The organism is Klebsiella sp. WOUb02 (assembly GCF_050058015.1).
GTDB lineage: Bacteria > Pseudomonadota > Gammaproteobacteria > Enterobacterales > Enterobacteriaceae > Klebsiella.
Window position 1 is genome coordinate 1,152,480 of the sequence record NZ_CP170110.1, and the last position, 17,878, is coordinate 1,170,357.

Annotated in this window: 14 protein-coding genes, 3 pseudogenes and 1 riboswitch; of the genes and pseudogenes, 6 read left to right on the forward strand and 11 right to left on the reverse strand. The window is 59.6% G+C overall.

What is annotated here, in order from left to right; translation table 11 throughout:
* Nucleotides 1-141: 141 nt before the first annotated feature.
* The 6 genes and pseudogenes from ABOC21_RS12405 to ABOC21_RS12430 all read right to left on the reverse strand — a co-directional run.
* A complete protein-coding gene (locus ABOC21_RS12405) occupies nucleotides 142-777 on the reverse strand; it encodes an urea amidolyase associated protein UAAP2 (RefSeq protein WP_426814768.1) in 636 nt (211 codons plus the stop codon).
* A gap of 10 nt (nucleotides 778-787) precedes the next feature.
* A complete protein-coding gene (locus tag ABOC21_RS12410) occupies nucleotides 788-1,516 on the reverse strand; it encodes an urea amidolyase associated protein UAAP1 (RefSeq protein ID WP_426814769.1) in 729 nt (242 codons plus the stop codon).
* A gap of 4 nt (nucleotides 1,517-1,520) precedes the next feature.
* Nucleotides 1,521-2,300, reverse strand: a complete 780-nt coding sequence (locus ABOC21_RS12415; protein WP_426814770.1) for an ABC transporter ATP-binding protein — start codon at nucleotides 2,298-2,300, stop codon at nucleotides 1,521-1,523.
* Complete coding sequence (locus tag ABOC21_RS12420; RefSeq protein WP_426814771.1) at nucleotides 2,297-3,112, reverse strand: ABC transporter permease; 816 nt, start codon at nucleotides 3,110-3,112, stop codon at nucleotides 2,297-2,299. The genes ABOC21_RS12415 and ABOC21_RS12420 overlap by 4 nt, the downstream gene beginning before the upstream one ends.
* 24 nt (nucleotides 3,113-3,136) lie before the next feature.
* Nucleotides 3,137-4,195 (reverse strand): putative urea ABC transporter substrate-binding protein, encoded by a 1,059-nt coding sequence (locus ABOC21_RS12425; RefSeq protein ID WP_426814772.1) that lies wholly within the window; start codon nucleotides 4,193-4,195, stop codon nucleotides 3,137-3,139.
* Nucleotides 4,196-4,252: 57 nt separating this feature from the next.
* Nucleotides 4,253-4,351: riboswitch (guanidine-I (ykkC/yxkD leader) on the reverse strand.
* Between the two features lie 183 nt (nucleotides 4,352-4,534).
* A pseudogene (locus ABOC21_RS12430) lies at nucleotides 4,535-4,710 on the reverse strand (LysE family translocator); the annotation flags it as partial.
* A 366-nt stretch (nucleotides 4,711-5,076) separates the two neighbouring features.
* On the opposite strand from ABOC21_RS12430, the gene katG reads away from it, so the two are divergent.
* Entirely contained in the window at nucleotides 5,077-7,254 is a 2,178-nt protein-coding gene (katG, locus tag ABOC21_RS12435; protein WP_426814773.1) for a catalase/peroxidase HPI, read from the forward strand.
* Nucleotides 7,255-7,408: 154 nt separating this feature from the next.
* Here katG and ABOC21_RS12440 read toward each other — a convergent pair whose 3' ends face one another.
* Complete coding sequence (locus ABOC21_RS12440) at nucleotides 7,409-8,302, reverse strand: LysR substrate-binding domain-containing protein (RefSeq protein ID WP_426814774.1); 894 nt, start codon at nucleotides 8,300-8,302, stop codon at nucleotides 7,409-7,411.
* Between the two features lie 146 nt (nucleotides 8,303-8,448).
* On the opposite strand from ABOC21_RS12440, the gene ABOC21_RS12445 reads away from it, so the two are divergent.
* The 5 genes from ABOC21_RS12445 (at nucleotide 8,449) to ABOC21_RS12465 (ending at nucleotide 12,109) form a co-directional block, all read left to right on the forward strand.
* Nucleotides 8,449-8,853, forward strand: a complete 405-nt coding sequence (locus tag ABOC21_RS12445; RefSeq protein ID WP_426814775.1) for a sugar ABC transporter — start codon at nucleotides 8,449-8,451, stop codon at nucleotides 8,851-8,853.
* Nucleotides 8,804-8,992 (forward strand): hypothetical protein, encoded by a 189-nt coding sequence (locus ABOC21_RS12450; protein WP_426814776.1) that lies wholly within the window; start codon nucleotides 8,804-8,806, stop codon nucleotides 8,990-8,992. The genes ABOC21_RS12445 and ABOC21_RS12450 overlap by 50 nt, the downstream gene beginning before the upstream one ends.
* Complete coding sequence (locus tag ABOC21_RS12455; protein ID WP_426814777.1) at nucleotides 8,979-9,821, forward strand: MBL fold metallo-hydrolase; 843 nt, start codon at nucleotides 8,979-8,981, stop codon at nucleotides 9,819-9,821. The genes ABOC21_RS12450 and ABOC21_RS12455 overlap by 14 nt, the downstream gene beginning before the upstream one ends.
* Nucleotides 9,822-10,064: 243 nt before the next feature.
* Complete coding sequence (locus ABOC21_RS12460; protein WP_426814778.1) at nucleotides 10,065-11,474, forward strand: MFS transporter; 1,410 nt, start codon at nucleotides 10,065-10,067, stop codon at nucleotides 11,472-11,474.
* A 278-nt stretch (nucleotides 11,475-11,752) separates the two neighbouring features.
* Complete coding sequence (locus tag ABOC21_RS12465) at nucleotides 11,753-12,109, forward strand: MchS3 family protein (RefSeq protein WP_426814779.1); 357 nt, start codon at nucleotides 11,753-11,755, stop codon at nucleotides 12,107-12,109.
* An 83-nt stretch (nucleotides 12,110-12,192) separates the two neighbouring features.
* Here ABOC21_RS12465 and ABOC21_RS12470 read toward each other — a convergent pair whose 3' ends face one another.
* The 4 genes and pseudogenes from ABOC21_RS12470 to ABOC21_RS12485 form a co-directional block, all read right to left on the reverse strand.
* Nucleotides 12,193-13,074, reverse strand: a complete 882-nt coding sequence (locus ABOC21_RS12470; protein WP_426814780.1) for a LysR family transcriptional regulator — start codon at nucleotides 13,072-13,074, stop codon at nucleotides 12,193-12,195.
* A 190-nt stretch (nucleotides 13,075-13,264) separates the two neighbouring features.
* Nucleotides 13,265-15,566: pseudogene (locus tag ABOC21_RS12475) on the reverse strand (FdhF/YdeP family oxidoreductase).
* Between the two features lie 227 nt (nucleotides 15,567-15,793).
* Nucleotides 15,794-16,712 (reverse strand): annotated as a pseudogene (locus tag ABOC21_RS12480) (bestrophin family protein).
* A gap of 242 nt (nucleotides 16,713-16,954) precedes the next feature.
* The gene (locus tag ABOC21_RS12485) at nucleotides 16,955-17,830 is read right to left on the reverse strand and encodes an oxygenase MpaB family protein (RefSeq protein ID WP_426814781.1); all 876 of its coding nucleotides are present in this window, start codon (nucleotides 17,828-17,830) and stop codon (nucleotides 16,955-16,957) included.
* Between the last annotated feature and the right edge of the window lie 48 nt (nucleotides 17,831-17,878).

Here is a 17,878-nt window from a genome sequence, read left to right on the forward strand (position 1 = left end):
CCCGCGGCAAAATAGCGTTCTTCCCCGGGGTCGTCCCCGAGGCGCGCCGGCGTTACGATTTACGCGACGGCGTACCGTTCAGGCGATCGGCGCGTACGGCAAACAGGCGATAGGCCATCAGCCGCCAGCGCTGCCAGCGGGTCAGTTCCATACCAGCACCTCTGCCGGGGTTGGATTCCAGCCGTTGCAGGGGTTATTCAGCTGCGGGCAGTTGGAAATCAGCACCATCGCGTTGCACTCGGCGCGCAGTTCGACATATTTCCCGGCGGCAGAAATGCCGTCTTCAAAGGTCAGCCCGCCTTCTTCAGTCACCGGCACGTTCATAAAGAAGTTGATATTGGCGCCGATATCGCGCTTGTGCAGGCGGCCATCGTGCAGGCAGGCGCAGAGGAAATTATCCCGGCAGCTGTGCATATAGCGCTTATCCGCGGCGTAGCGCACGGTATTGCTCTCCTGGGCGCAGGCGCCGCCGAGGGTATCGTGGCGGCCGCAGGTATCGGCAACGATGGTCAGCAGCGGCCGACCGAGATTGGAGAACAGTACGCTGCCGGTCGTCAGATAGGCATTCCCCTGGCGACGCAGCGTGCGCTGCGGATCGTAGCGTTCACGCGGGTTATCGGCGTTATAAAACAGGGTATCAATCGCCTGATTGCCTTCAAGATCGAGCAGCCGCAGGATTTGCCCTTTCTTGACTTCGAACAGCCAGGGTTCGCCCGCCGGGATCACGTGACGATAAACGGCATCGGCCGGGTTGCGGGTACTGGTAACAAGGCTCATGGTCGGCTCCTCAGAGGGCAAAAAGTTGGGTATTGGCAAACGCGCGCTGGTTTTCATCGCGGGTCAATAGCGAGGCGACCGCCGCCGCTTCATCATCGGTCTGGTACCAGCTCAGCTGGACCGGACGCGGCGCATATTCCGTGGCGGAGTCCTGCGGATGCGGCAACGCGGTGAGGACAATCAGCACGTCCATCGGCGCGAACAGCTCGACGTAGCTGCCCGGAACGGAGTGACCCGCGCAGAAATGGAAGCTGCCGTCGGCGGCCACGGTGACCTTGCTGAAGAAGTTGACCACCATCAGCAGATCTTCCAGGCCCAGATCCCATTTTCCCATTTCAACCAGCAGGTTATCGACGCCGTTGCGGTAGTAGCCGTTACGCAGCTCCTGGTAGCGTCCCGCGCCGTACTTTTCTAAGGTCTCTTCGGCGTTGAGCACCCCGCCGAACGGATCGTGCCAGCCGCAGCTATCGGCGACGATCCCGGCCAGCACGCGGCCCATATCGGAGTAGAAACAGTGCCCGGCCGTCAGGCGCGCGGTATGCTGGCCTTTCAGCGTATCCGGCAGGTTCAGGCGTTCGCTCTTTTCATGTGGATTGAGCATCATCATGCTGACGTTGGCATCGCCGTCGATATCGGTCAGGCGCAGAATTTGCCCGCGGCGCAGAATAAACGAGGTATGGCCGCCGCCCGGGACGAACTCTTCGCGCAGGCTCGGTAACGAATGAAAAAGTGGCTTCATCTGACTATCTCCTTAATGCATAAACGTTGTTATCGGTGCCGGTGCCGAGCATCTGCGACATGCGGGCTTCGTTAAGCGGTATGTCGTAGGTTATGCGCGCGCCCCAGGCGTTGGGCGCCTGCGGGTCGTGGCGCACCTTGTCGAAGACCAGCAGCCGGGTCCCGAGATTGAAGCCTTCGGCCAAATCGTGGGTGACCATAAAGACCGTCATCCGCGTCTCGCTCCACAGCTGCAAAAGCAGCCCGTGCATATCCTTGCGGATACCCGGGTCGAGCGCGCCAAACGGCTCATCAAGCAGCAGGATGCGCGGCTGCATCACGAAGGCCTGGGCGATCGCCAGCCGCTGCTGCATCCCGCCGGAGAGCTGCGCCGGGTACTTATCGAGCGCGTGGGAGAGGCCGACTTTCTCCAGCATCTGCGCCGCCCGTTCGCGGGCGTTGCGCCTGCGGGCGCCAAAAAGACGGCCAAGCAGCGGCGAGGCCGGCAGCTCGAGGCCCACCGCGACGTTATCAAGCACGTTAAGATGCGGGAATACCGAATAGCGCTGGAACACCACGCCGCGGCTGCGGTCCGGTTCAGCGGCCAGCGGCTGGCCGTCGAGGGTAATTGCGCCGCGGGTCGGTTTTTCCTGGCCCAGCAGCAGGCGCAAAAAGGTCGATTTTCCGCAGCCGGAGGCCCCGACCATTGAACAGAACTCCCCCTCTCTGACCTCGAGATTGATGCGCTCCAGCACCACGTGGTCGCCGTACTCCTGCCAGATATTTTTAATGGCAATAAAGCTCATGCCCGGCCTCCTTCCGCCCACGGGAAGCAGCCTTTGTGCAGCTGCCGCAGGGCCAGATCCATCAGCCAGGCCAGCAGGGTTATCCAGATGACGTAGGGGATAATGACGTCCATCGCCATATAGCGGCGGACAAGGAAAATGCGGTACCCGAGACCGGCGGTGGCGGAAATGGCCTCCGCCGATATCAGAAACAGCCACGCCGAGCCCAGCAGCAGGCGCAGAGAGACGATCAAACGCGACAGCAGCTGCGGCAGCACCACCCGCAGCACCAGCGTCCAGCTGTTGGCGCCGAGGGTTTGCGCTTTAATAAACAGCTCCGTCGGAATTTCCCGCGCCCGCTGCTCCAGATCGCGCGCCAGCATTGGCGTTACGCCGATCACAATCAGCATCACCTTGGAGAGCTCATCGAGGCCAAAGACGATAAACAGCACCGGCAGGATCGCCAGCGGCGGGATCATCGAAATCACGGTCATCAGCGGCGACAGCGCGGCGCGGTACAGCGGAAAAACGCCGGCGGCGATGCCGATGCTCAGCCCAATCAGCGAGGAGAACGCCAGCCCGGTCAGCAGGCGCCCCAGGCTGATCAGCGTGTCGGCCCACAGCAGGTATTCGCCGCTGCGTTTGTCCGGCGTGAACGCCATCCGCTCGATGGCCGCAGCCATTTGCGACAGTCCGGGCAGCAGCTTGTCCTGCGGATTGGCCTCCAGCCGCAGCGCTGAGCCGATAAACCAGGCGGCGATCAGCAGTACAAAAGGCATTAGCATCAGCATCAGCCGCATGCCCTGCTGTGGATGGCGGTTAATTTGTCGCATGGCGTTGGCTCCCGTCAGCAATCATTACAGCTGGCCCGCGACGGCCATCTTCAGGTAGCTATCGTCGAAACGCAGCCTGACGTTCCCCGCGTCGCCGACGGCGACCTTGCCCGGGAAGCTCATGCCGATAAAGTCGGCGCTCTGGGCGCCCTCTCCCAGCAGCCCTTTATCGAAGGAGAATTGCGCCACGCGCTGCATGGTTTTCGCCAGATCGGGGCTGGAGATGAACTTCAGCGCGTCGGCAGCGCTCCAGAACAGATGGGTGGTTTTCAACTGCCCCTGATAGCCGGCGAGGTCGGTGCCGGAATCCGCCGCCATCGCGCTCAGCGCCGGCTTATCTCCGGCCTGCATTTTGGCCATCATTTCAAACCATGCGCCGGTTAGCGCCTTGCCGAGCGCCGGATTGTCTTTGAGGGTTTGGCTGTTGACCACCATCATGTCGATGATCTCGCCCGGTACCTGGGATGAGCTAAAAACTTCGCTGGTTTGTGGTGTCTTTTTAATAACCGACAGCTGCGGGTTCCACGCCACGGCGGCGCGCACGCTGCTGGTGCCGAAGGCGGAGACAATATCGGCGTCAGAGGTATTAACCACTTTGACGTCTCGCTCCTGCAGCCCCGCCTTCTCCAGCCCGCGAACCAGCAGATAGTGGGAAACCGACAGCTCCGGGAGGTAAACCTGCATCCCTTTCAGGTCGCTCAGCTTTTTGTCCGCGCCCTTCAGCACCACGCCATCGTTGCCGTCAGAGTAGCTGCCGGTAATCAACGCGGTGGTATCCACCCCGCCGGCGGCAGGAATGGTCAGAGCATCCATATTGGTCATGGTGCAGCCGTCGAACTGGCCGGCGGTATACTGGTTAATCGATTCGATGTAGTCGTTGAGTTGCACGATATTGATCTTGATACCGTACTTACTGGCCCATTTATCGATGATTTTTTCGTTGCTGATGGCGCCCCAGGGCATCCAGCCGGCATAAATCGTCCAGCAGACGTTGAACTCTTTTTTCACCGCGGCAAAAGAGGGGAAACTGGCCAACAGCGCCAGTGACAGAACAATAGAACGGAGTAGTGGCGATCGCTTCATGATGAACCTCTGGTTGGCACAAAAAACAGGAGCAGCGCGACACCTACTGGTGCTGCTGTCTCCCGGGCTTTTGTCCCGCCGTGTAACCTCGCAGAGGTCGCCAGCTCTCGGACCAGTCATTCACCTGCGTGAACCGGAACCCTAGCCAGCTATTTGATCATCTAAATTGTATGGTGCGCTGCCTTCTGTTTTTATCTTGCAAAGCATATGCCAAAATAATAATTAGTATAAAATCAACAGGATGGAATATTTACCGGCGCCGACACACCAGGATGGGGAGTCGTTTTGGGGCAGTGCGTAGATTTGGTGCAGAAGAAGGCAGGCTCGCGCCTGCCCGGGCTATCTGCGCGCCTCAAAGGCGATTTTAACCGCCATTCCTGCCAGCACCGTCGCCATCAGCCAGCGCTGAAAGCGCTGCCAGAGCGGGCGAGCGGTAAGAAACCGAGCACCAAAGACTGGCTGAAAATGCTGCCATAGCCGGGGGAGATAAACTGCGGTAAGAGCGACAGATACATGGCCATGAATAGTAATAGCCTGTCGCTCACCGCTCAGCAATCCCTCAAATTTCGCCGCTGACGCCCGGCTTCGCGTCCAGGGTCATACCCATATTGCCCACCGCCGCCGGGGCATAAGATTTTTGTTGGCGAAATGACGCTTTTATCGCCAAACGTGCCGCAGCGATTTCCTAAACTAATACGTTAATACTATGGTTAGTAAGTCGCTTTTACGTATTTTGCGCCTTAACCACAAATAACATATGGATTTCTTTATCACTCGCTGTTAAAAGGATATAACTATTAATTCCGTAGATTTATTCAAGTATCGCTTATTGGAAGCAGTGTATATCGTAATGGCATTCACAAAAGTAAACGGAGCCTGATATGAGCACGTCTAACGATTCATCTAACAACGCATCCGCAGGGAAGTGTCCTTTTCACACCGCGGCGCCCACGCAAAGCGCCGGTGGCGGCACAGCCAACCGAGATTGGTGGCCAAACCAGCTGCGCGTGGATCTGCTGAACCAGCACTCCAACCGCTCAAATCCGCTGGGCGAAGAATTTAACTACCGGGAAGAGTTTAAAAAGCTCGATTATTCGGCGCTAAAAGCCGACCTGCGGGCCCTGCTAACCGACTCCCAGGAGTGGTGGCCGGCGGACTGGGGCAGCTACATTGGCCTGTTTATTCGTATGGCCTGGCACGGTGCCGGTACCTACCGTACCGTTGACGGGCGCGGCGGCAGCGGCCGCGGCCAGCAGCGTTTCGCTCCGCTGAACTCCTGGCCGGACAACGTCAGCCTTGATAAGGCCCGCCGCCTGCTGTGGCCGGTCAAACAAAAGTATGGCCAGAAAATCTCCTGGGCCGACCTCTATATGCTGGCGGGGAACGTGGCGTTGGAAAATGCCGGTTTCCGTACCTTTGGCTTCGGCGCCGGACGTGAAGACGTGTGGGAACCGGATCTTGACGTTGACTGGGGTAATGAAAAAGCCTGGCTTGAGCACCGTCATCCGGAAAGTCTGGCGCAGCAGCCGCTGGGCGCAACCGAAATGGGCCTGATTTACGTCAACCCGGAAGGCCCGAACGCCAGCGGCGAGCCGCTCTCCGCGGCGGCGGCGATTCGCGCCACCTTTGGCAACATGGGGATGGACGATGAAGAGATCGTGGCCCTGATTGCCGGCGGCCATACGCTGGGTAAAACCCACGGCGCGGCGGTTACCAGCCACGTAGGCGCCGAGCCGGAAGCGGCCGCCATTGAGGCTCAGGGCCTCGGCTGGTCCAGCACCTACGGCAGCGGCGCCGGGGCGGACGCTATCACCTCGGGCCTTGAAGTCGTCTGGACCCAGACGCCGACCCAGTGGAGCAACTACTTCTTCGAAAACCTGTACAAATATGAGTGGGTACAGACCCGCAGCCCGGCTGGCGCCATTCAGTTTGAAGCCAAAGATGCTCCGGACCTGATTCCGGATCCGTTTGACCCGGAGAAAAAGCGTAAGCCAACGATGCTGGTTACCGACCTGACGCTGCGCTTCGACCCGGATTTCGATAAGATTTCCCGCCGCTTCCTCAACGATCCGCAGGCGTTTAATGAAGCCTTTGCCCGCGCCTGGTTCAAGCTGATTCACCGTGATATGGGGCCAAAATCCCGCTACCTCGGACCGGAAGTCCCGAAAGAAGACCTGATCTGGCAAGACCCGCTCCCGGCTGCTGTCCACAGCCCGAGCGAAGCGGATATCGCCACCCTGAAAACCGCCATTGCCGATGCGGGCCTTTCGGTCAGCGAACTGGTTTCCGTTGCCTGGGCTTCGGCCTCCACCTTCCGCGGCGGCGATAAGCGCGGCGGGGCCAACGGCGCGCGTCTGGCGCTGGCGCCGCAGAAAGACTGGCCGGTCAACGCCATCGCGGCGAAGGTTCTGCCAACGCTGCAGGCGATTCAAAAAGCGTCCGGTAAAGCATCTCTGGCCGATGTTATCGTGCTGGCAGGCGCGGTCGGCGTTGAGCAGGCCGCCGCTGCCGCGGGCGTGCAGGTCACCGTACCTTTTGCGCCGGGCCGCGTGGACGCGCGTCAGGATCAGACCGATATCGAATCCGTCGGTTTGCTGGAACCGCTGGCGGATGGTTTCCGCAACTATCGCCGCATTGAAGGGGGCGTTTCTACCGAGACGCTGCTGCTGGATAAGGCCCAGCAGCTGACGCTGACCGCGCCGGAGCTTACCGTGCTGGTCGGTGGTTTACGCGTACTGGGCGCCAACTTCGACGGCAGCCAGCACGGCGTCTTCACCGACCGCCGGGGCGTTCTCAGCAACGACTTCTTCGTCAATCTCCTGAGCATGGCGACGGTCTGGAAAGCCACCGACGAAAGCGGTGAACTGTTTGAAGGCCGCGATCGTAAGAGCGGCGAGAGCAAATTCACCGCCACCCGTGCCGACCTGGTGTTTGGTTCCAACTCGGTGCTGCGCGCGCTGGCGGAAGTTTACGCCAGCCAGGATGCGCAGCAGAAGCTGGTCACCGACTTCGTGGCGGCCTGGACCAAAGTGATGAACCTCGACCGTTTCGATCTGTAATCTCCCTCCCCGGCAGGCTTCTTGCCCGCCGGGGCTTTTCTCTTCCCGCCCTGCCCCTGCACTCTCGCCTCCTGCGACCCGCGCGGGCAATCCACCTTCGCTCACCAGCACGATTACTAACCCCCTTCCGCGCCGGCGGCAAAATCAGCGCCCGTTATGCCGCGCCGCCGCCAATTTCCGCCAGCAGCCAGCGCTCAAAATCCGCTAACGCGCTCTCATTGATGCCCGTTTCAACCGGCTTAACCAGGCAGAAATTTTTGCTTAGCCGCGTAGAGACCGGCCAGGGGGCGGCCAGCGCCCCGCTGCTGAGCTCTTTTTCGACGTACACCTGCGGCACCAGCGCGACGCCAAGCCCGGCCTGCGCGGCGGAGATGGCCATCTCATGCAGATCGTAGCGCACGCCCCGGGACGGATTATCCAGCGCGATGCCGCTCTCCCGGGAGTACAGCTGCCACGCATCCGGATTTTGCCGCCGATGGATACGCGGCAGCGCGTTCAGCAACTCCCCGCCGTCGCCATCGGTCAGCAGCGAGGGGTGGCACACCGGGACCAGCGTTTCCTGCAGCAGAAAGCGGATACGCATTCCGACCCACGCCGGGTGCTCAAAATGGAGCGCCGCGTCAAACCCGCTGCCGGTGAGAATAAAGGGATCCGTACGCACCGCAATATTCAGCGTGATATCCGGGTGCCGACGGTAAAAATCGCTGAGCCGCGGGATCAGCCAGCGGCTGGCGAAGGTTGGTAGTGCGGCAATCTCGAGGCTGCGGCTGCCGTCGGCCATTCCCGTCAGGTACTGGGTATCGCGGTCGAGGCGCTCAAGGGTCTCGCGCACGCGGTGGGCGTAGCGCGCGCCGTTGGGGTTCAGCCGCACGCGGGTGCCCGTGCGGTCGAATAATCGGCAGTTTAGCAGGGCTTCAAGCCGCCCAATCTGCCGGCTGATGGCCCCTTCGGTCAGGGAGAGCTCCTCCGCCGCGCGGGCAAAATTACCGTGCCTTGCCGCCGCTTCAAACGCCTGTAATGACGCGCTGCTGGGCAGTTTTCTTCGCATAATAGCGCCCCTTCGGCTACGAGTGTGTTCAGTGACGGAATGTCACTAACCGATGAGATAATATCGATTCAGACGGCTTAATACAGCCATTAACATGATGAATTATCAGCAAGACGCTGATAACTCCTTCATGCAGAGGCCCGTTTATGCTGTATATCGTTGAATGCACCTATACCGACCCGACAAGCGAAACCGAATGGAATGATTTTTACACCCGGGAGAAACTTCCGGCGCTGCTGAGCGTTGATGGCTTCAGTTCCTCTCAACGCTTCAGGGCCCTCACGCCGGGCTGTCCGGCTTATCTGGCCATCCACACCGTCTGCGACGCCGCGGTCCTCACCGGCGCGGAGTACCGCCTGAAGGGCGGCGGCAGCTTTGCCCGCTGGCAGGCCAACATCGGCGACTGGCGGCGCAGTCTGTATCAGTGCGCTGACCCGGCCCCGGCGGTATCCGCCGACCAGATCCTGCTGCTGGCGGCGCGCCCCGTCGACTTTATTACCCATGAGCTGGGCTACCGGGCCGTGGCGGCTGCTGGCCGCCGGTCTGGATAGCTTCCCTGAAGGTCGGCTGGCGTACGTCATTGCGGCAGACCATGGCGCCCTGCTCACCGCAGCGGCGGATATCCATCTGTATCAGCCGCTAGCCGGGCCGCTGCGTCCGCAAAAAGGAGGCGTTCGTGCGCACCGTTAACCCTATCAGCCGCCAGGTTGGCGATTATCTGGTGAGCGCCTTGAGCGACGGAAATATGTCCGTCAGCCTCGGGATACTTTCGGGCATTGACCCGCTGGAAGCCGACGAAAGGCAGCGCGCTGCCGGAGTAGCTGACCCGGAAGCGCTGCATATCAATGCCTATCTGATTCGCGGCCGGGGGCGTACGATCCTCGTTGATTCCGGCGCCGGCGGGCGGAATAACGCCGGAGGCGAGCTCCCCCTGCGCCTTCGCCAGCTGGGTATCGCTCCGGCCGACGTCGATACGCTCCTGCTGACCCACGGTCATCCCGACCATATTGGCGGGCTGCTCGACGCCGACAGCGAGGCCGTCTATAAAAATGCGCGGCTGTATCTGCACCCGCGGGAGATCGATTACTGGCAGGATGAGGCCCTGTTCATGCGGGCCAGCGAACGCGTCCGGCGCAATTTTACGCTGTTTCGCCGCAGCCTGGCGGCCTATGGGCAGCGGGTGAACCTGCTGACGGAAGATGAGGTGCTCCCCGGCATTCGTCCAATCTGGCTACCCGGCCATACGCCGGGTCATAGCGGATTTCGTATCGATGCCGGGGATAAGCCCCTGCTGATCTGGGGCGACATTGTGCATTTCCCGCACATTCAGTCAGCCCTGCCGGCCGTGGCTATCGCCTTTGACGCCGACCCCGCCGAGGCTGCAAGCACGCGGAAACGGATTCTGGCGCAGGCGGCGCGCGAGCAGTGGCTGATTGCCGGCATGCACCTCGCCGACGCCGGTTTTGCCCGACTGCAGGCGGTCGACGGCGGCTACCGGATTGTCTATCAGCCGGAGTAAAGCGCTGCGCTCGTCGCTGGCGCGTTCCGTGACCCCCAGCGGTTGAATCCTGAAAACCCGTTTAGTCATTTCATTCAAATCCGCCGCGCACGCTGGCGGAAAACCAGCGTATTCCACAACCCCTGAGAAAATTCGCCGGATATCCGTCTGAAGAATGGATATAGAGCTGTTGATTAAAAATTTAAAACTATTAACAATCAATTAACATTAGCAGGCGAACATTTTTCTGAGGGAAATAATAATATGTCTACCACCCACGTTCTGGGGGATGCGCCTTTGGCCTCCGCGGGACAGCCCCACTCCAGCTTAACCAGCCGTATCGACGCGCTGCCCGCCTCCTTCGGCCTGTGGTCATTTATCACCCTGCTGGCGCTCGGGGGATTCTTCGAGCTATACGATCTTTTTCAGACCGGATACATCAGCACCGGCCTGCTGGCGGAGAATATTTTTCACGTCGGCGAGCAGGGAGTTTTCGGCATATCGGATCAGGCCGCCTTCGCCTCGGCGACCTTTTTCGGCCTGTTTATTGGCGCCAGCCTCCTCGCGCCGCTGGCGGATAAGCTCGGCCGCCGCCTGACCTTTATGTTTGCGCTTGCCTGGTACGGCGTATTCTCGCTGCTGATGGCCTTTCAGAGCAGCGCGGAGGGGGTTATTTTCTTCCGCTTCCTCGTCGGCATTGGCCTCGGCATTGAGCTGGTCACCATCGACACCTACCTGAGCGAATGGGTTCCAACCCATCTGCGTAATAAAGCCTTCGCCTTTGCCTTCTTCATTCAGTTTCTCTCGGTGCCCGCCGTCGCCTTGATGTCATGGATGCTGGTGCCCATCACCCTGTTCGGCCTGAGCGGCTGGCGCTGGGTCATTATCTTCGGCGCGCTGTGCTCGCTGGTTATCTGGGTCATCCGCAAGAAGCTGCCGGAATCGGCCCGCTGGCTGGAGGTCAAAGGCCGCAACGACGATGCGCACGCGGTGATGTGTGAGATGGAGCAGCGTTGCGGTATTGCCCCTTCGCCGCAGCACCTTACGCAGCCCGGGACAACCAAAACGCAGACCGGCACCTTTAAAGAGATTTGGGCGCCGGAATATCGCCAACGCACCATCATGCTGATGGTGATGAACTTCTTCCAGGCTATCGGCTTTTTTGGCTTCGGGAACTGGCTGCCGGCGCTGCTGTCAGGCCAGGGCGCCAGCATTACCCACAGCCTGCTGTACGCCTTTTTCATTACCCTCGCCTATCCGATTGGCTGCCTGTTCTGCACCCGCTTTGTTCACCGCTTTGAGAACAAATGGCAAATCGTCCTCTCCGCGCTGATGACGGTGGTGTTCGGCACCCTGTTCGCCCTGCAGAATAGTCCGGTGATGCTGGTTATCTGCGGGTTTATGATCACCTGGTCCAACGCCTGGCTGACCATCAGCTATCACGCCTATCAGGCCGAGGTGTTCCCGACCCATATCCGCGCCCGGGCGGTTGGCTTCTGCTACTCGTTCAGCCGCCTGTCGACGGCAGTCACCAGCATTCTGATCGGCATCATCCTGCAATACGCCGGCGCGCCGGGGGTCATTAGCTTTATCGTGGCCAGCATGCTGATGGTGATGCTCTCGGTCGGAATTTTCGGGCCGAAAACTCGCGGCATCAGCCTGGAAAAAATCTAACCTCACGCCGCGCCGCCGGGTCTCTCCCGGCGGCGACGGCAGAGCCTGGCTCCTGATTTATAAAATCCCTCCGCCGCCAATATAATAAAAACCATACATTCACTGACCTGATAAATATCAATGGCAAAACGGTTAATCAACGCTATTTATTGATCGCTATTTTTTCGCGTGCTATAGATGTCCAATGAATTATTTATGGCTCAAGCCCGATGCTTAAAAAAACAAAACTCATTGTACAATTACTGGTTACGCTATTAATAGCTTGCTTTGCTCAGGCAGTGAACGCGAAGATTGAATTACCTGCTGCGGTAAAAACCATCGCCAGCGCGCAGTATTTTTCCACCGGTTATAACGGCTTTATTGTGCATAAAAGCGCCGGGGAACAGGCGCTAAGAATGGTGGTCTCATCTCCGGACGCTACGGGGAAGCTGCTTGATATCGCCCGTTTCCCGTCAACCACCCTGGCCGGCAGGCTGTATGCCGCCTGCGGTTTAAAACAGCAAGAGTATAGCGATATGGATAGCATCTTCATGCCGTTCTTTCATTTTACCGTTTCGGTGCTGCGGGGCGATGTGCTGACGGAAGAGTCGTTCCAGGATCTTTATAGCAGAATAACCGCCTACGGCTGTCATTAATTACGCAACGGTTCCGCGATGTTCTTAATTAACGCCCCAAGCTCCGCGGAGCGTTAATTCATATATTATATTCGGCTAAAGAGTTAGCCAAATATCGCCTGCGCATCGGCAAAGCATTTTTCCGCCAGCGACGACACCGGCTCTTTATTGCGCATAATCAGCGCCAGCATCGAATCCACTTCCGTTTCGGCAATCGGGATAATCTCCAGATTGTCGCTCAGCTCCTCGAGGCCATTATTGAGCGGCATAATGGCGCAGCAGATCCCCGCCTGTACCGCCTGGATTATCTGAAAGGTAGAGTCGCTTTCAAAAACGTATTTCGGCGTTAGCCCTTTCGCTTTAAAGCTCATCTCGATCGATTCGCGATAGTACATCCCTTTGGTGAGAAAGCCGAGCGGCAGCGCGGCCAGCGTCTCCCAGCCGGGGATGCCTTCGGCGAACTGAAAATGGCGTTTATCGTGCAGCAGCCCCATCCGGGTTGCCGGCAGCCACTGCACGTTAAACAGCTGGCTATCGACGTGGTGCAGGTAGCAGATCCCGAGGTCGAGCTGATTACGGCTCACGCCGTCGATAATCTGCTCCGAGGTCAGCGACAGCAGGCTAAACTGCAGCTCGGGATACTTCTCCGTCAGGGGCTTAATCAGCTGCATCGGGTTGAGGCTGGCCAGCGGCACCATGCCGACCCGCAGCTGGCCCACCATCTGCCCGCGGCAAATGGCCGCCTCCGCCTCCAGCCCGTCGTGGGCGGCAAGCAGCGCCCGCGCCCACGCCAGAATGCGCTCGCCTTCGGGGGTAAACCCTTCGAAGCGCTGCCCGCGCTGGATCAGCACGAGGTTCAGCTCCTCTTCGAGGCTGCGAATGCGCATCGATAGCGTCGGCTGAGTGATATGACAGGCCGCCGCGGCCTGGCCAAAATGGCGGGTCCGATCGAGGGCGATCAGATACTTAAGCTGTTTAATATCCATGATTGATCCACTCTATTTGCGCCGGCGCGCAAAGAAGCGCCGGCGCGGTACAGAGCGCTAGTGTAGCCCAAATATGTTAGTTAAATGTTATTTTAAAAGCGGAAGGTGTTTGCCGCGCGGTCGCCAAACCTGGCGCCGCGCTGATGGGGCCTCGTCGCCAGCGGTCGCCGGCGACGAAGTGCGGGAGGTATTAGCGCGTACCCGCAAGCGGCAGGATCTCTTTCGAGCGCAGCGTCAGGCGAATCGGCACCGATTTGTAGGACGGCGTGCCGCTCTCCCGATCAAGATAGTTGAGCGGAACCAGGACGTTAGCCTCCGGGTAATAGGCGCCCACGGTGCCCGGCGCAATGCTGTAGGCCACCACCGTGATGTTCTCAAGCCGCTGGTGGCTGTCCGGCAGCGCGGTACTGATATCAACCCGGTCGCCGTGCTCCAGCCCCATCTTTTCCATGTCCTGCTCGTTCATAAACAGCACGTCGCGGCGGCCAAAAATTCCGCGATAGCGGTCATCAAGGGCATAAATCGTGGTGTTGTACTGATCGTGGCTGCGCAGCGTCACCAGGCGCATAACGTCCTCTCCGTCCACCTGCACGTTCTCATGAACGCCGTCGAAAACCGAGAACATCGCTTTGCCGGTTGGCGTCGGCCAGATCCGCTCGGTCGGCGGCAGCGGCATGCGAAAACCGCCCGGATGACGAATACGCTGATTGTAGTTTTCAAAGCCGGGAACGGTGCGTTCAATCAGCTCGCGGATGCGATCGTAGTTGGCCACCAGCGCCAGCCAGTCAACTTTGCTGTTCGCCAGCGTCGCCATCGCCATCCCGGCGACGATGGCCGGCTCGGAACGCAGCCTGCGGCGAAGCCGGCTTCAGCTTGCCCGACGAGGCGTGGACCATCGACATCGAATCTTCAACGGTAATCGACTGGCGGCCGCTTTCCTGCAGATCGAGCTCGGTGCGTCCCAGGCAGGGCAGAATATAGGTCTCTTTGGCCATCAGCAGGTGCGAACGGTTGAGCTTGGTGCCAACGTGCACGCTCAGCTCCAGCCCCTGCATCGCCGGGAAGGCCTGCTGACGATCGGGCATGGCGACGGCAAAGTTGCCGCCCAGACAGAGCAGCACCTTCGATTCCCCGGCAATCATCGCCTCCAGCGCTTTCACCGCGTCGTGGCCATGCGCCTGCGGCGGCACAAAGCCAAACTCTCGCTGCAGATTGGCGAGGAAGCTGGCGCTCGGCTTCTCGGTAATCCCGACGGTGCGGTTGCCCTGCACGTTGGAGTGCCCGCGCAGCGGACAGATCCCGGCTCCCGGCTTGCCGATATTGCCGCGCATCAGCAGCAGGTCGGCGATCAGGCGCACGTTGGAGGTGCCCTTGTTATGCTGGGTGATCCCCATGCCGTAGGTGACGATGGTGGCGTTGGATTTGGCATAGGCCGCGGCAACGCGCTGCAGGTCGTCGCGGGTCAAACCCGACTCGCGCTCGATGTCGTGCCAGCGGGTCAGGCGCAGGTCTTCGGCAAAAGCCGGAAAGTTCTGCGTATGTTCGGCAATAAACGCGCTGTCGAGGACATTATCCAGATCGTCATCCATCTGCAGCAGCGCTTTGGCAATCCCCTTCAGCGCCGCGGCGTCGCCGCCGGCCTTGACCTGGAAATAGGTCGAGGCGATGTTGGTTGAACGATAGGTCGCCATTTCGATCACGTTCTGCGGGTCGGCAAAACGCTCCAGCGCCCGCTCTTTTAGCGGGTTGAGGACAATAATCGGCACGCCGCGCCGCGACAGCTCGTGCAGGGTTCCCATCATCCGCGGGTGGTTGGTTCCCGGGTTGTGACCGATGGAGATGACCAGCTCGGTTTTGTCAAAATCATCCAGCGAAACCGTCCCTTTCCCAATGCCAATGGACTGCGGCAGCCCGACGCTGGTTGCCTCGTGGCACATATTGGAACAGTCCGGGAAGTTGTTGGTGCCCAGCTCGCGAGCGAACAGCTGAAACATCCAGGCAGCCTCGTTGGAAGCGCGTCCGGAGGTGTAGAATTCAACCTCTTCCGGCCGCGTGCGGCTGACAATCTCGCCGATTCGCGCAAAGGCGCTCTCCCAGGAGACCGGGCGCAGGGTGTCGCTGACGCGGTCGTAGACCAGCGGATCGGTCAGGCGACCGTAGCCCTCGAGCTCAAAATCGCTTTTCTCCAGCAGCGAGCTTACCGTATTGGCCGCCAGAAATTCGGCGGTGACGCGTTTGCTGGTCGCTTCCCAGGTCACCGCCTTGGCGCCATTCTCGCAAAACTGGAAGGTCGATTTGTGTTCTTTATCCGGCCATGCACAGCCCGGGCAGTCAAAACCGTCCGGCTGGTTGGTGCGCAGCAGCGTCGCGGGGGCATCGAGGGCATCCATCTGGGTGCGAACGGCGATGGCGGTGGCTTTCAGCGCGCCCCAGCCGCCGGCCGGGCCGTCATAGGGATAAACCCCCGGCACTGCGCGTCTTTTCTTGTTCATGCTAGCTCCTGAATGCACCGTCGCCAGGCAGGTCAATGCGTGCGGCAGACCGCCATCGCAGATCGATCGGCACCGTTTTTGTGGCCGCTCGCCGACGTGCGGTTAATAGCCGCCGCCGGCGAGGGTTTTGTTAACGAAAGAATAACAATCGAGGCCGAAGCTGTATAATCAATGTTATCTATCACGCATTAGATTTAACTTATTTAACATTAGCAGCGCGGCGGGGATCAGGTCAGGTTGTAGTAGCGGTCGGGCTGAACTTTTTCCGGCAGCGGATGCTGTCCGGTCATATCCAGCAGATTGCGCTCGATGGTGTTGCACATCGCGTTGAGCGGCAGATCGTTGGCGGCGACGCCGAACGGATCCTCCAGCTCCTCCGCCAGCGAATCCCATGACAAAAAGGTGTAGGAGATAAAGACCGAGACAAATGGCGTCATATAGTGCAAATCGCCAACCAGCGCAAACGGCAGCAGCGTGCAGAACAGATAGACGGTACGCTGTAAAATCAGGGTGTAGGCAAAAGGCACCGGCGTCGTCGCTATACGTTCGCAGCCGCCCAGCACGTGCGCCAGCTCATCGAGCTTATTATCCATCAGGCCGTAGGTAATATCGCTAACCTGCCCCGCTGCGCGCAGCTGGCCCAACTCATTTCCCACCAGCAGTAAAATCCGGTTAGTCGGCATAGAGCTGGCGATAATTTCCGCCACCACGTCGCGCGGCAGCAGGCGATACAGATCGGCGTCGGGATCGGTTTTGCGCAGCTGATGCTTCAGGCTCCAGCTAAAGGCAATCAGGTAGCTGGCTATTTTTTTATGCGTTTCGGCGGCGGCGGGCAGAATATTTTTCAGGCTGGCGCAGCAGCGTGCGCTCGGCAATTAATACCGTTCCCCACAGGTTGCGCGCCTCGACGAAGCGGTTGTAGCCGGCGCTATTGCGAAAGCCGAGAAAAATCGCGATGGCGATGCCCAGCAGGCTAAACGGGGCGACGGTTAAATGGATCCCCAACTGCTCGTACCACTGATAGCTAATAATCGCGATAATCGACATCAGCACGTTGAGCAGCAGGCGAAAAACGATTTTTGACAGCACCGAGCCGTGCCAGTCAAACAGACGGAGGAACCAGTGTTGTTCTGGTCGGATAATCATTGTACTACTTCCTGATGAATGCCATTGAGCATGGCTTAATATTATCTATTACGCCACTGGCTTATTTTATTGAGCACTAACACGACAAGGCGTTAATTATCTACCACGCACCAGCGATGGATTAATGGCCGGCTGATTATGGTCTCTTTTTATTTACCCGGCAATATGCGGTCCCGGCTCCGGGCAATAATAAAACCGCGGCGCCGATAACCACTATATTAATCGGGTTAATGATTGCCGGTTTACAAAACGCCGCCGTTCATCCGGCGCATCGCGCAGTGCCAGGCGCCGTTACGCACCGAGGCGCGCAGCACGCGGGCAATGCCGTGCACCGCCAGCTGGGTGGAGTGCCGCTGCAGGCGCCCCATCCTGAGGGAGAGCATCTCCTGCGCCCAGGGCGGCAGCAGATCGACTCCCGCGCGCATCATCAACTGTCCCACTGGCTGGCTCAGCCGTCCGGGCAGGCGGGTGGCAAATAGCACCCGGGCGACCTCCTGAGTGCGTTCGTCGCAGCGCAGGCGCGGACGCATATCCTGCAGATACTCCGCCACCTGCCGCGGCGTGACGGGAATATCCCGCGCGCCGAGGCGGCGGGCAATCTCTGCGGCCTCGGCGAAATACTGCGTCTGGCGCGCTTCGCTCACCACCGTTCGCCGGTAGCGCAAATGCGAGGCCATAAAGCTGCTGCACTCGGCAACGTGTACCCAGGTTAATAGCGCCGGATCGCTGGCTTCGTACGGCGTGCCGTCCCGATCCTGCCCGCGCACCTGCAGATGAATCGCCCTGATCCTGGCGATCAGCCGCTCGGCGTCGGCGGTGGTGCCAAAGGTGGTCGCAGAAATGAACTGGCTGGTGCGCCGCAGGCGGCCAAAGATATCTTCGCGGAAGTTAGAGTGATCCCAGACGCCGGCCAGCGCCAGCGGGTGGAGCATCTGCAGCAGCAGCGCGCTGATGCCGCCGCAGAGCATTGAGGTAAAGTCGCCGTGCACCGGCCAGATAGCCGAGTGCGGGCCAAATAGCCCAGGCTCGCCGGGCGGGTGTTCAAAATCAATCTCTTTCAGCGCCATGCCGGTTAAACCCAATACCTGCGCTTCAATCATGCCGCGTATGCTGGTCATTGCTGTGCCTGTTCCATTGCGTAACAGGCAAAACATACCACTATTCGA

Bases quoted from the DNA above. Each gene is read 5' to 3' on its own strand.
- katG (WP_426814773.1), top strand. From the start codon at position 5,077: ATGAGCACGTCTAACGATTCATCTAACAACGCATCCGCAGGGAAGTGT.
- ABOC21_RS12410 (WP_426814769.1), bottom strand. From the start codon at position 1,516: ATGAAGCCACTTTTTCATTCGTTACCGAGCCTGCGCGAAGAGTTCGTC.
- ABOC21_RS12445 (WP_426814775.1), top strand. From the start codon at position 8,449: ATGCTGTATATCGTTGAATGCACCTATACCGACCCGACAAGCGAAACC.
- ABOC21_RS12440 (WP_426814774.1), bottom strand. From the start codon at position 8,302: ATGCGAAGAAAACTGCCCAGCAGCGCGTCATTACAGGCGTTTGAAGCG.
- ABOC21_RS12405 (WP_426814768.1), bottom strand. From the start codon at position 777: ATGAGCCTTGTTACCAGTACCCGCAACCCGGCCGATGCCGTTTATCGT.
- ABOC21_RS12470 (WP_426814780.1), bottom strand. From the start codon at position 13,074: ATGGATATTAAACAGCTTAAGTATCTGATCGCCCTCGATCGGACCCGC.
- ABOC21_RS12485 (WP_426814781.1), bottom strand. From the start codon at position 17,830: ATGACCAGCATACGCGGCATGATTGAAGCGCAGGTATTGGGTTTAACC.
- ABOC21_RS12415 (WP_426814770.1), bottom strand. From the start codon at position 2,300: ATGAGCTTTATTGCCATTAAAAATATCTGGCAGGAGTACGGCGACCAC.
- ABOC21_RS12460 (WP_426814778.1), top strand. From the start codon at position 10,065: ATGTCTACCACCCACGTTCTGGGGGATGCGCCTTTGGCCTCCGCGGGA.
- ABOC21_RS12420 (WP_426814771.1), bottom strand. From the start codon at position 3,112: ATGCGACAAATTAACCGCCATCCACAGCAGGGCATGCGGCTGATGCTG.
- ABOC21_RS12425 (WP_426814772.1), bottom strand. From the start codon at position 4,195: ATGAAGCGATCGCCACTACTCCGTTCTATTGTTCTGTCACTGGCGCTG.
- ABOC21_RS12450 (WP_426814776.1), top strand. From the start codon at position 8,804: ATGAGCTGGGCTACCGGGCCGTGGCGGCTGCTGGCCGCCGGTCTGGAT.